This window comes from Prevotella pectinovora (assembly GCF_000834015.1).
GTDB lineage: Bacteria > Bacteroidota > Bacteroidia > Bacteroidales > Bacteroidaceae > Prevotella > Prevotella pectinovora.
The window spans coordinates 25,702-37,990 of record NZ_JXQI01000081.1; the positions used below are offsets into that span (position 1 = coordinate 25,702).

At 48.3% G+C, this 12,289-nt stretch carries 12 protein-coding genes; 7 read left to right on the plus strand and 5 right to left on the minus strand.

The window, feature by feature from the left end; translation table 11 throughout:
• Nucleotides 1-130 precede the first annotated feature (130 nt).
• The 3 genes from ST42_RS11655 to ST42_RS11665 form a co-directional block, all read right to left on the minus strand.
• Entirely contained in the window at nt 131-379 is a 249-nt protein-coding gene (locus ST42_RS11655; protein WP_022315858.1) for a hypothetical protein, read from the minus strand.
• A gap of 3 nt (nt 380-382) precedes the next feature.
• Nucleotides 383-733 carry a hypothetical protein gene (locus tag ST42_RS11660; protein WP_022315859.1) on the minus strand — a complete coding sequence of 117 codons (351 nt, stop codon included), beginning with the start codon at nt 731-733 and terminating at the stop codon, nt 383-385.
• Nucleotides 734-815: 82 nt separating this feature from the next.
• Entirely contained in the window at nt 816-1,037 is a 222-nt protein-coding gene (locus ST42_RS11665; RefSeq protein ID WP_022315860.1) for a YtxH domain-containing protein, read from the minus strand.
• Between the two features lie 223 nt (nt 1,038-1,260).
• On the opposite strand from ST42_RS11665, the gene ST42_RS11670 reads away from it, so the two are divergent.
• The 7 genes from ST42_RS11670 to ST42_RS11700 all read left to right on the plus strand — a co-directional run bounded on the left by ST42_RS11670 (nt 1,261) and on the right by ST42_RS11700 (nt 9,401).
• Nucleotides 1,261-1,752 carry an SPOR domain-containing protein gene (locus tag ST42_RS11670; RefSeq protein ID WP_022315861.1) on the plus strand — a complete coding sequence of 164 codons (492 nt, stop codon included), beginning with the start codon at nt 1,261-1,263 and terminating at the stop codon, nt 1,750-1,752.
• Between the two features lie 8 nt (nt 1,753-1,760).
• Nucleotides 1,761-2,171, plus strand: coding sequence for a Holliday junction resolvase RuvX (gene ruvX, locus ST42_RS11675; RefSeq protein ID WP_022315862.1), 411 nt, complete (start codon nt 1,761-1,763; stop codon nt 2,169-2,171).
• Nucleotides 2,168-2,728 (plus strand): peptide deformylase, encoded by a 561-nt coding sequence (gene def / locus ST42_RS11680; RefSeq protein WP_022315863.1) that lies wholly within the window; start codon nt 2,168-2,170, stop codon nt 2,726-2,728. Before ruvX ends, def begins: the two co-directional genes overlap by 4 nt.
• Before the next feature lie 74 nt (nt 2,729-2,802).
• Nucleotides 2,803-4,806: a tetratricopeptide repeat protein gene (locus ST42_RS11685; RefSeq protein ID WP_044065333.1), complete on the plus strand. Its 2,004-nt coding sequence runs from the start codon at nt 2,803-2,805 to the stop codon at nt 4,804-4,806.
• A gap of 119 nt (nt 4,807-4,925) precedes the next feature.
• A complete protein-coding gene (gene thrS / locus ST42_RS11690; protein ID WP_042519562.1) occupies nt 4,926-6,878 on the plus strand; it encodes a threonine--tRNA ligase in 1,953 nt (650 codons plus the stop codon).
• A gap of 391 nt (nt 6,879-7,269) precedes the next feature.
• Nucleotides 7,270-7,554, plus strand: coding sequence for an HU family DNA-binding protein (locus ST42_RS11695; RefSeq protein WP_022315866.1), 285 nt, complete (start codon nt 7,270-7,272; stop codon nt 7,552-7,554).
• 272 nt (nt 7,555-7,826) lie between these two features.
• Nucleotides 7,827-9,401 carry an Rne/Rng family ribonuclease gene (locus ST42_RS11700; protein WP_022315867.1) on the plus strand — a complete coding sequence of 525 codons (1,575 nt, stop codon included), beginning with the start codon at nt 7,827-7,829 and terminating at the stop codon, nt 9,399-9,401.
• A 144-nt stretch (nt 9,402-9,545) separates the two neighbouring features.
• On the opposite strand, the gene ST42_RS11705 is transcribed toward ST42_RS11700, so the two are convergent.
• Together ST42_RS11705 and ST42_RS11710 are read right to left on the minus strand one after the other, a co-directional pair.
• Complete coding sequence (locus ST42_RS11705) at nt 9,546-10,748, minus strand: C1 family peptidase (protein ID WP_044073620.1); 1,203 nt, start codon at nt 10,746-10,748, stop codon at nt 9,546-9,548.
• 67 nt (nt 10,749-10,815) lie between these two features.
• Nucleotides 10,816-12,216 carry an aminopeptidase P family protein gene (locus tag ST42_RS11710; protein ID WP_022315870.1) on the minus strand — a complete coding sequence of 467 codons (1,401 nt, stop codon included), beginning with the start codon at nt 12,214-12,216 and terminating at the stop codon, nt 10,816-10,818.
• Between the last annotated feature and the right edge of the window lie 73 nt (nt 12,217-12,289).

The following is a 12,289-nucleotide window of genomic DNA, read 5'->3' on the forward strand; positions in this document are numbered from 1 at the left end:
GGTAAGTCGGAGAGAGGCGCGTGGATATTGAAGAGTGGTGGGCGTTTCTGTGGAAAACAATGAAAATCCCCGGTACAAGAGCGTTTGTTGCATCTTGTGCCGGGGATTGTGTATTCCGTTTTCCCGTTTGTCATCGTTTGAACTTCCGGTAAATCTTCCATGCGAACAAGGCACCGTCGATGATGCCGACGCTCGAGCTGAGGACGCTCGACAGAGTGAAACCTTTCTGTCTGGTCTTCTTCTCCGGCTTGAACATCGCGTTCCATAGCAGACCAATTTCTTTCTGGTCTTTGTTCATTCCTTTGAGCAACACTTCACGGCGAGCCGCGATGTCGTCCAATGAATGGAAATGCTGTTGATGGTTCTGAGTCTTGTCCATAAGCTATCGGTCCATTAAAACATCGGTGAGAAATTTCACCAACGGACGCTCAACGAGCGGTTTTCTGAATAGGAGGAACAGTAGGAAGGCAACCAGATAGAATGCCCCCACCACGCAGAAGGCTCCAGCATACCCGATGCAGTCGGACAGCCATACCGTGGCGGCGAGCGAGAAGAATATCAGTGTCATGATGATTATCAGAGCCAATACCGCCACTATCACGAGTGCCGTTATCAGTCTGACAGACTTCTCTATCGCTCCGAGTTTTATGTATTCGCACTGAAGGCCGAAGTAATGACGGGCTAACTCCACGAGTCTGCCTATTATGCCGATGTTCCTATCACTTGAAAACATCAATGTCCTTGGATTTAGTTATAGTTCGTTTACCTTGTTCTTTGTCCATCCGCCAAGCGTGGCAGATGGCTGGAGGCAGGTGTTATACCTCCTCAGATTCAGCTGCCGCATCCTGGATGTCGTCAGCCAAGTCACCCATTTCCTTGCGTGTCAGCTTGATGCTGTGGCGCTTGCAGAAGTCGTCGATGGCGTCAGTGATTTTCTCTCTTGTATCGGTACCCTTTTCTGGGGCGAGTAATAGACCGAGTGCTGTTCCTGCCAGAGCTCCGCCGAGGAATGCTCCGATGTAACCTAATGCTTTCATAATCTTCAGATGTTAAAAATTAGACTAAATGTTATTGTGAAAGCAAATATAGTGCTTTTTTTTGTATCGGCAATGCCTTTTTACTATTTTTTTTGCCTGCTGAAGAGATAAAGAAGGTATTTAACAAACTTTGTGTGCCGCAATCTCTTTATTTACACCTAATTTATTTAACTTTGCAGAGATTTTGAAAAATAAGAATGTATAACCAAACAATATAACTGAAATGAAGAAATATACTATAATCTGCGCAAGCCTTTTCCTGGCTGTTGCATTCACAAGCTGTGGTTCGTCTGAGAAAGCATACAGAAAGATGTATGAAAAGGCACAGGCTGCCGAAAACAAGACCGCTACAGAACAGCCTACAGAAGAAGTTGCAGTAGTGACTCCAGTTGTGGAGAAGCCAGCCAACGAGACAGTTGTCGTTGACAATACCGACAATGTGCCGGTGCGTCAGGGCAAATACTCTGTGATAAGCGGTGCCGGACTGAAGTCGTTCAGCGTTGTGGTAGGCTCTTTCTCTGTGCAGGCAAATGCAGAGGGAATGCAGGGACAGCTCAACAACAAGGGCTATGCCGCACAGGTGGCTTACGACTCGGCTACAAGGATGTATCGTGTGGTGGCAACTACATTCGATACCAAGAACGAGGCTGTGCAGAGCCGTAACCAGTTGAGAAGCCAGTATCCGGACGCATGGCTGCTCTATAACCAGCAGTAATCAGAACCGTGGCACGCATACTGTCGATAGACTACGGAAAGAAACGCACCGGACTTGCCGTGACCGACCCCCTGCAGATCATTGCAGGAGGGCTTGCCACAGTGCCTACGGCGCAGCTCTACGACTATCTTGTGAAATACATCAGCGAGGAGAGCGTGGAGCTGATTGTCATCGGTGAGCCGCGGCAGCCGAATGGCGAGCCGAGCGAGAACCTGGCGAGGGTGAGACAGTTTGTGGCGCGCTGGAAAAACCATCAGCAGGTGCCTATCATATACTATGACGAGCGTTTCACATCGGTGCTTGCACACAAGGCGATGATAGACGGCGGACTGAAAAAGAAGGCGCGTCAGAACAAAGCGCTCGTAGATGAAATAAGCGCAACAATAATATTACAAAGCTTTTTGGAATCAAAGAGATGATTTTACCTATATATATATACGGACAGCCGGTATTGAGAAAAGAATCGGCTGATATTGAGAAAGACTATCCCAATCTGAAGGAACTGTTGGCAAACATGTTCGAGACGATGGAGGAGGCTAACGGCGTGGGACTTGCCGCACCGCAGATAGGACTGAACATCAGGGTTGTGGTAATCGACCTCGATGTGCTGTCGGAAGATTTTCCCGAATACAAGGGATTCAAGAAGGGATTCATCAATCCACATATCATAGAATACGACGAAACGAATACGGAGAGTCTGGAGGAAGGATGTCTCTCGCTGCCTGGCATCCAGGAGAAAGTGACACGTCCTACACGCATCCATGTGCAGTATCTCGACGAAGACCTCAACGAGCACGATGAGTGGGTGGAGGGATATCTGGCCCGTGTCATGCAGCACGAGTTCGACCATCTCGACGCTAAGATGTTCATCGACCGCATCTCTCCGCTGAGAAAGCAGCTCATCAAGAGTAAACTGAAGGCTCTCTTGCAGGGACGCTACCGCTGCAGCTACCGCACAAAGGCAGCAAGACGCTGACGCGGGGCTCGATGAGCCGTCGTTTTGACGAAGATATTCTTTTAGAACAACAGACACGTAATCCTCATGCTACTATGCGCAAGATACTCTTATTGGTATTATGTTTCGCCTCGTTGGCCTTTGCCAGGGCGCAATACAACATCGACAGATTGATAAGGGTAGGGCAGAGCGCATTGTATTATGAGGATTATGTCTTGTCTATACAGTATTTCAGCCGTGCCATAGCCTCAAAGCCATATCTCTACGAGCCGTGGCTGGGAAGAGGCGAGGCGAAGTTCAGACTCGACGACTATGTGGGGGCCGAGGCCGACTGCACCGAGGCGATAAGACTGAACCCCTATGTGCCGGTGATTTACGAGCTGAGAGGACTCTGCCGCATCAAGCAGAACAATTTCTCTGGAGCCATAGCCGACTACGACAAGACGATAGAATACGAGCCGGACAACAAGAACCTGTGGTATAACAGGGTGTTGTGTAAGCTGGAGGACAAGGATTATGACAAGGCATCGGCAGATCTCGACGTGATGATGAGGCGCTGGCCTAAATATTCACAGGCGTTCAGACTCAAGGCAGAACTGTGTCTGCAACAGAAAGACACTCTGCAAGGAAGCCAGTATCTGGACAAGAGCCTGGAACTCAACCCATACGACGGTGAGGCATGGGCGACACGCTCGATGATAAGTCTGGCTAAGTCGGAATGGAAAGACGCTGAGCAGCAGCTCTCCAAGGCAATACATCTGAAACCAAGCATGGCGGGATATTATGTGAACCGTGCGTTGGCAAGATACAATATCAACAACCTGCGTGGAGCTCTGGCGGATTACGACAAGGCAATTGAACTGGAGCCGAACAATTTCCTGGCACACTACAACCGAGGACAGCTGCGTGTGCAGGTGGGCGACGACAACAGGGCGGTGGAGGACTTCGACTTCATAATCCGTCTTGAACCAGGCAACGTGATGGCTATCTACAACCGTGCGCTGCTGCGTGAGCGCATTGGAAACCTGAGAGGTGCGATTGCCGACTATTCCACATTGATATCACAATTCCCCAACTTCTGGGTAGGACTCAGCAACCGTGCCCGCTGTTACCGCCGTCTCGGCATGACGGCGAAGGCAGAGCTCGATGAGTTCCGTATCTTCAAGGCGCAGAACGACAAGTCGAATGGCTATCAGCCACGTTGGAGCAAGAAGAAGATACGTGATGTGAGAAAGAGAAGCGAGATAAACTTCGACAAATACAACCAGCTCGTGGTTGACGACAAGGCAGAGGTGGACCATGAGTATGAAAACTCCTACAGAGGAAAGGTGCAGAACCGCCACCTCGATGTGGAGTATATGCCGATGTACCAGCTCTCGTTCATCCAGTACAACAACGGCGTGAAGTCGTATGTCGCTTCAGATGAAATCGTTGACCGTTTCAACAAGGAAATGGCAGAGAAGTCAGACGCCACGATACACAATGCCAGCTTGCCACTACAGATAACCTGTAATCCGAAGAGCCTCGACGAGGAAACATCGAAGCGCTATCTCGTGATGATAGACTCGCTGAGCGATATGATACAGAAATCGAAGGATCTGCGTGGCGACAAGGGGTATCTGCTCAAGAGGGCTGTGGCGTATTGCGTGACCCAGAATTATTACGATGCAGAAAACGACCTTTCGGCATATCTGCAGATAGACAGCACCTCGGTACTCGCATATTGGCAGAGGGCGGTATGTCTGACGATGTTGAGGACATTCGATGCGTCGATGGGAGGCAAACCGATGTTCAGTGAGCAGAAGGCTATCGACGACCTTGCCAAAGCGATAAGTCTCGACGGCAACAACGCATATCTTTATTACGACAGGGCAAACCTGTATGCCGCATCCAAAGACTATGGCAAGGCGCTGGCAGACTACGACAAGGCTATCTCCATTGACGGCAGACTGGCAGAGGCTTACTATAACAGAGGAATGGTGAGGGTGTTTGCCGGAAATGTGGAACAAGGTGTGGCAGACCTCAGCAAAGCTGGCGAACTGGGACTCGTTGATGCCTATGTGGCAATAAAGAAATATGGAAACAAGAAGGGAAAATGATAGATGAAGACATATTTAACGTATGTTCTTTCTTCGTTTCACAGGAAAATAGTAATTTTGCACTTGTTAAAACAATCGCGGGTATTCGTATCACTCGCTAAAAACAAATAAATAAAATTATGATTAAAATCACATTTCCAGACGGAACTGTTCGTGAGTATGAACAGGGCGTGACTGGTCTGCAGATTGCAGAGAGCATTTCGCCGGCTTTGGCCCGCAACGTATTGGCTTGCGGCGTGAATGGCGAAACGGTAGAGTTGAACCGTCCTATCAACGAGGATGCAAAGGTAACATTGTACAAGTGGGAAGACGAAGAAGGCAAACACGCCTTCTGGCACACATCAGCCCACCTGTTGGCTGAAGCGCTCCAGGAGTTGTACCCTGGAATCCAGTTCGGTTTCGGACCTGCTGTAGATAATGGATTCTTCTATGATGTTATGCCGAAAGACGGTGTAGTGATCAAGGAGGGAGACTTCGACAAGATTGAGAAGAAGATGAAGGAGCTCGCGGCTAAAGACGAGCTGCTCGTGCGCAAGGAGGTTTCAAAGGCAGACGCCCTGAAGGAATTCAAGGCAGACGGTCAGGAATACAAATACGAGCACATCGACCAAGACCTTGAGGACGGTACCATCACCACATACACACAGGGCCATTTCACAGACCTCTGTAAGGGTCCACACCTTGTGAGCACTGGTGCCATCAAGGCAATCAAGATAACAAGCGTTGCCGGAGCCTTCTGGCGTGGCGATGCCAAGCGTGAGCAGATGACACGAATCTACGGTATCTCCTTCCCTAAGAAGAAGATGCTCGATGAATATCTCGTGATGCTCGAAGAGGCAAAGAAGCGCGACCACAGAAAGATAGGCAAGGAGATGGAACTCTTCATGTTCTCAGAGCGTGTGGGCAAGGGACTTCCTATTTGGCTGCCGAAGGGAACACAGCTGCGTCTGCGTCTTCAGGAGCTGCTTCGCACACTCCTGAAACCATATAACTATCAGGAGGTAATTACTCCGGGAATCGGTGGAAAGAGCCTTTATGTGACTTCTGGCCACTATGCACACTATGGCAAGGACGCCTTCCAGCCAATCCACACTCCAGAGGAGGATGAGGAGTATATGCTGAAGCCGATGAACTGTCCGCACCATTGTGAGGTATATGCCCGCAAACCACGTTCATACAAGGATCTGCCATTGCGTATCGCAGAGTTCGGTACGGTGTTCCGCTATGAGAAGAGTGGTGAGCTGCATGGATTGACACGTGTGCGTACGTTTACACAGGACGATGCCCACATATTCGTGCGTCCGGATCAGGTGAAGAAAGAGTTCGAAAACGTGATCGACGTAATCCTCAAGGTGTTTGACATCTTTGGATTCAAGGACTACGAGGCTCAGATTTCACTTCGTGACCCAAAGGACACAGAGAAATATATCGGCGACGATCAGAATTGGGAAGACAGCCAGAATGCCATCCGCGAGGCTTGTCGCGAGAAGGGTCTTCTGTGTCGTGAGGAAGAAGGCGAGGCAGCGTTCTACGGACCAAAGCTCGACTTCATGGTGAAGGATGCCATCGGACGCAGATGGCAGCTCGGAACAATCCAGGTGGACTACAACCTGCCGGAGCGTTTCAAACTGGAATATACAGCAGAGGACAACTCTAAGAAGACTCCGGTAATGATACACCGTGCACCATTCGGCTCGCTGGAGCGTTTCACCGCCGTGCTCATCGAGCATACCGCAGGTCATTTCCCACTCTGGCTCACACCAGACCAGGTGGCTATCCTGCCAATCTCAGAGAAGTATAACGAATACGCAAATAATCTTGCCAAGTATCTTGACGGCAAGGGCGTGCGTGCAAAGGTTGACGACCGCAACGAGAAGATTGGACGCAAGATTCGCGACAACGAGATGAAGCGCATCCCATACATGCTCGTAGTGGGAGAGAAGGAGCAGGCCGAGGGTACTGTTGCCGTGCGTAAGCAGGGCGGTGGCGACCAGGGCGTGATGAGCAAGGAAGACTTCGCCAAGAAGATAAACGACGAAGTGGCTGAGATGCTTAAAGGCTTGACATTGTAATGAGTTCGTTGCGGCGCTGCCGCACAAGGATATGGAGAATGGGCGTTTGCGATTATTCGTGAGCGCCCATTTGAATTGAAGGAGTGTAGATTGTCTTCAGATTTCTGTTACTTATACCAGTCTTGCCAAATCTGTAGTTTTGGCTTCTTGAATCGGGCTTCTAAGTAAGCTGTGCGGTAATTATGTTCAGAATGCCGCCATTCGAGTCGGACTTATGTCTGCAATCCTGCGATTTGGTATAAAGTGATGAAAATTAAACACTTCTGAAAGAGGTATTTACCGTAAAATGCAAAAAAACCGAAATATATTTCCGTATGCCGCCAAAAACTCGTATATTTGCAAGCCCAAAAGTAAGGACAAAGATATATAAAACAATAACGTATAAAATAAAATGACAAAAGCAGACATTATAGAAGAAATTGTTGCTTCTACAGGTGTGGCAAGAAAAGATGCAGCCACTACTGTCGAGGCATTTATGGAAGCTATCAAAAACAGTTTGTTGGAGAGAAAGGAAAATGTTTACTTGAGAGGTTTCGGTAGCTTTATCGTGAAGCACCGTGCAGAGAAGACAGCAAGAAACATCTCTAAGAACACAACAATTGTGATTGCAGCCCACGACTTCCCAAGTTTCAAGCCTGCCAAAAGCTTCGTCAGCAAAATGAAGGGCGAAGAGTAAGAAAGATATTATTAACAACATTATATTAAACAATTAAAAAACAATAAGATTATGCCAAACGGTAAGAAGAAAAAGGGCCACAAGATGGCTACTCACAAGCGTAAGAAAAGATTAAGAAAGAACAGACATAAGAGCAAGTAAGACTAACTGCAGAGTTAGTGCTCAATGGAAGGTCTATTCGGACTGGGCATGTCAATCAATGCAGCAATCATCAAGAACGCGTATTTATTGACATGCCCTTATTTTATCAATCAAGTTTTTGTATTTAGGACATGACAAGCGAATTAGTAATCGACGTTCAACAGAAAGAAATCTCCATCGCCCTTCTTGAAGACAAGAATCTCGTGGAGTATCAGAACGAGCCGAGGTCGGCGTCGTTTTCTGTTGGAAACATCTACGTGGCAAAAGTCAAGAAGCTGATGCCGGGCTTGAATGCAAGCTTTGTAGATGTGGGCTATGAGCGTGATGCCTTTCTACACTATCTTGACCTCGGGAGTCAGTTCAACTCCTATGAAAAGTATATCAAACAGGTACAGAGCGACAGAAAGAAACTTTATCCCTTTGCCAAGGCGATGAGACTGCCCGACTTGAAGAAGGACGGCTCAGTGCAGAGCGAATTGCAGCAGGGACAGGAGGTACTGGTGCAAATCGTAAAAGAACCCATTTCAACGAAGGGACCGCGACTGACATGCGAATTGAGTTTCGCCGGACGTTACCTGGTCCTTATTCCATTTGATGATAAAGTTTCTGTTTCATCCAAAATTAAAAGCGGCGAGGAAAGGGCAAGACTCAAACAGCTCATCCACAGCATCAAGCCAAAGAACGTGGGCGTTATTGTGCGCACCGTGGCTGAGGGAAAGCGTGTGGCTGAACTGGACACAGAGCTGAAGGTACTGATGAAGCGGTGGGAGGACGCTATCAAGAAAGTACAGGAAACCCAAAAACGCCCGCAGTTGGTTTACGAAGAGACAAGCCGCGTCGTAGCAATGCTCCGCGACCTCTTCAACCCCTCGTACGAAAACATCTACGTGAATGACGAGGAGGTGTATAAGGAGGTGAAGCATTATGTAACGCTCATCGCTCCTGAGAAAGCAAACATCGTGAAGCTTTACAAGGGAACGGTGCCTATCTTTGACAACTTCAACGTAACAAAGCAGATCAAGTCGAGCTTCGGAAAGATTGTAAACTATAAGCATGGTGCTTATCTTATCATAGAACACACCGAAGCCCTTCATGTCGTTGATGTGAACAGCGGAAACCGCACACGTTCAAACAACGGACAGGAGGCTAATGCACTTGACGTGAACCTCGGAGCTGCTGATGAGCTGGCCCGCCAGTTGCGTCTTCGCGATATGGGCGGCATCATCGTGGTGGACTTCATCGACATGAGCCTTGCCGAGGACCGTCAGATTCTTTATGAACGCATGTGCAAGAACATGCAGAAAGACCGTGCACGCCACAATATCCTGCCGCTGAGCAAGTTCGGACTGATGCAGATAACGCGTCAGCGTGTGCGTCCAGCCATGGATGTCAATGTGGAAGAGACCTGCCCTACATGCTTTGGAAAGGGAAAGATAAAGTCGAGCATACTTTTCACAGACCAGTTGGAGAACAAAATTGACAAGTTGGTCAACAAGATAGGAATAAAGAATTTCTATCTTCACGTACATCCGTATGTGGCTGCTTATATCAATCAGGGTATTTTCAGCCTTAAGCGTAAGTGGCAGATGAAATACGGATTTGGCGTACATGTCGTTTCTTCTCAGAAGATGGCTTTCTTGCAGTATGAATTCTATGACAGCAAGAAAGAGTTCATCGACATGAAGGAAGAGAGCGAGACGATGTAACAAGCGTAAAAGTAGTACAATCATGGTGCGGCATCATACAGCCGTAGCTGATAGGAAAGGCAAAAAACTTACAACAAAAAAATCGGGAAGCGGACCAATTGTCCTGCTTCCCGAATTTTTTGTTATTGTAGTTATCCTGTTGAATCAGATACCGAGTTTCTTTCTAATATCCTTAGGAATGGCGTTCTTGTTAACCATGAAGTCCATAACCTTGTAAGCGCTGAAAGTCTTTGTCATATACCAGATTCCCTTGTAGTCGCCATGCTCACCCCAAGAGTTCTTGATCATATAGTATTCCTTGCCGTTCTGGTCTTTTGCCAGACCGAAGAGGTGCATACCGTGGTCGTCTGTTGTCTCCCAATTGTCGAAAGCCTCCTGGCGCATCTCCTGTGTGAGCTTAACCTCAGGAGTGTTTACACCGAGAGAGTCGAGGAGATTTGTCTTCTGAGACGGAGTGAGCTTGAGCCATTTTGCAGCATCGCTTCCAGCAAGGCTCTGAACAGCCTTTGTGTCGATGGCAACAGCGAGACCCTGACGTGTGAAGCCCTGCTCTGAAACGTCGCCACCCCACATTACGCTGTAACCATTGTTGATAGCGTTGTCGATGATGCGGTTGATGTCCTCAACAGGAACGTTGTAGCTCATACCCCAGCGCCAGTTGTCCTGTACCTCTACAGCGAATGGCTTGTAGAATGGGTGGTGAGTGTAGCTTGTGATGCTTACATAGTCGTTCCAATCCAGACCGAAGCTGTCAGCGAATGTTCTTGGAGTGTAGGTCTTTCCCTCATACTTGAAAGACTCTGGGCACTTGCCGAGATAAGTGTCGAGGATAGCCTGCAGACCCTTCTTCCATGCTGGAGACAATTTCTTCATGTTGCTCTTTGCTACAGCCTCTACGTATGGAGTCATTACAGCGAAGAACTCGTTGAAGTTGTTCAGAGAGTCACCATAGAGTGAGCCAGGTGCCGGCATAGCGTCCTCTGGGCAGATACCATAGTTTTTCAGGCAGTACAATGGATCCTCAGCAGAACCACCCTGAGAGAATGAAACGTCACCATGCATGCGAACTGCAGTGATAGCGCGGTCCATGTAAGTCTTGTTTGCAACAAAAGCCTCGCAGAGGTCTACGCTCTTGCCAGTCTTTCTCAAGATTTCGCTCTCGAAGAAAGAGAGAGTAGAGTAGTCCCAGCAGGTACCGCTTCTGCTCTGGTCCTTGATGCTTGTGATCTTACATTCTTTGATTGTGGTGAATACCGGCTTGTTCTTGTTTGCCGATTCCTTCTTCTCCTGAGCATTGGCTCCCATAGCGAGGCAAGCCAAGAGGGCTAACGTTAGAATTTTTTTCATTTTGTATTGTTTATAAATAAATTAATGTTTTATGATTTTCTGCGTTTTATATCATGTAATCATGAACTTAGTTCTTGCTCATGAAATCCTCAACGTCTTTTGGATGATATGGGATACGCTCCTCGCCGAGGAAGCGGCAGCCGTCGCTTGTGATGAGAATGTCGTCCTCGATACGGATTCCACCGAAATCCTTGTATGTCTCCAGCTTTTCATAGTTGATGAAGTCCTTGTGGAGACCCTTAGCGCGCCATTCGTCGATGAGGGCTGGGATGAAGTAGATTCCCGGTTCGTCTGTAACAACGAAGCCTTCTTCAAGTCGGCGGCCCATGCGCAGGCAGTTTGTTCCGAACTGCTCCAGATTAGGTCTTGTTTCATCGTCAAAGCCCACGTAGGTTTGTCCGAGTCCCTCCATGTCGTGTACGTCCATACCCATCATGTGGCCCAGTCCGTGAGGCAGGAACATGGCGTGAGCGCCAGCCCTTACAGCCTCCTCCGTATCGCCCATCATGAGTCCGAGCTCCTTCAGTCTGTCTGTCATAAGGCGGCAAACGTCCATGTGCACGTCGAAATACTTGACGCCAGGCTTTGAAATTTTCAAGGCGAGGTCGTGGCAATCCTCCACGATAGAATAAATCTCAAGCTGTCTTTGAGTGAATTTTCCGTTTACAGGGAATGTTCTGGTATTGTCAGAGCAATAGTGTTCCATTGTCTCGCCGCCACAGTCGCAGAGAGCCAGTCGTCCGCTTTCGAGCACTGCCATAGAAGGATTTCCGTGCATAATCTCACCATGCTGTGAGAAGATTGTAGGGAAGCTTACCATCGCACCATACGAGTTGGCAATACCGTTTACCTGTCCGCCTACGTATTTCTCTGTCACTCCAGGCTTTGTCACACGCATCGCTGTGGTGTGCATCTTGTAACCGATAGCGCAAGCACGCTCGATTTCCTCGATTTCCTGCTGTTCCTTGGTAGAACGCATCTTCACCACTGCCTTTATCAGTTCAACAGATGCAGCCTCGCGCTGTTTGCTTGGATGAATGCCGAGCAGGTCGAAAATCTGTATCATGGTGTCATGACGGTAAGGCGGCAGGAAATGTATCGTGCGTTTCTCTTTCATGGCGTTGTCGCAGATAACCTGAAGCTGCTTCATCGGTGCGCTTTCTTTCACTCCTGCGTGTTCTGCCATATCATGAACGCTGTCAACGCTTCCATACCATACGATGTCGTCGATATCGATGTCGTTGCCGATAAGCAACTCCTTGTCGTTGTCAACGTCGATTACTCCAACGAGTCCGTCTCTCTTCGGTCCGAAATAATAAAGGAAAGTAGAGTCCTGACGGAATGGATAATATCCGTTAGCCGGGAAATTCGCCGGAGACTCATTGTTGCCGAAAAGGATTATGATACCGCTCTTTACGAGCTTCTTGAGCTCGGCGCGTCGGTTGACGTAGGTTTCTTTGCTGAACATATCGTGTGTTTTATCTTTATATTATAAATATGTGAAATCGAGTCGCTTTGTACAATTTCATTGTCGTGACTCC

What these genes read in the sequence shown, in the direction of transcription:
- ST42_RS11670 (WP_022315861.1), top strand. Translation starts at nt 1,261, where the DNA reads ATGAAGAAATATACTATAATCTGCGCAAGCCTTTTCCTGGCTGTTGCA.
- ST42_RS11710 (WP_022315870.1), bottom strand. Translation starts at nt 12,216, where the DNA reads ATGTTCAGCAAAGAAACCTACGTCAACCGACGCGCCGAGCTCAAGAAG.
- ST42_RS11705 (WP_044073620.1), bottom strand. Translation starts at nt 10,748, where the DNA reads ATGAAAAAAATTCTAACGTTAGCCCTCTTGGCTTGCCTCGCTATGGGA.
- def (WP_022315863.1), top strand. Translation starts at nt 2,168, where the DNA reads ATGATTTTACCTATATATATATACGGACAGCCGGTATTGAGAAAAGAA.
- ST42_RS11695 (WP_022315866.1), top strand. Translation starts at nt 7,270, where the DNA reads ATGACAAAAGCAGACATTATAGAAGAAATTGTTGCTTCTACAGGTGTG.
- ST42_RS11700 (WP_022315867.1), top strand. Translation starts at nt 7,827, where the DNA reads ATGACAAGCGAATTAGTAATCGACGTTCAACAGAAAGAAATCTCCATC.
- ST42_RS11655 (WP_022315858.1), bottom strand. Translation starts at nt 379, where the DNA reads ATGGACAAGACTCAGAACCATCAACAGCATTTCCATTCATTGGACGAC.
- ST42_RS11685 (WP_044065333.1), top strand. Translation starts at nt 2,803, where the DNA reads ATGCGCAAGATACTCTTATTGGTATTATGTTTCGCCTCGTTGGCCTTT.
- ST42_RS11660 (WP_022315859.1), bottom strand. Translation starts at nt 733, where the DNA reads ATGTTTTCAAGTGATAGGAACATCGGCATAATAGGCAGACTCGTGGAG.
- thrS (WP_042519562.1), top strand. Translation starts at nt 4,926, where the DNA reads ATGATTAAAATCACATTTCCAGACGGAACTGTTCGTGAGTATGAACAG.
- ST42_RS11665 (WP_022315860.1), bottom strand. Translation starts at nt 1,037, where the DNA reads ATGAAAGCATTAGGTTACATCGGAGCATTCCTCGGCGGAGCTCTGGCA.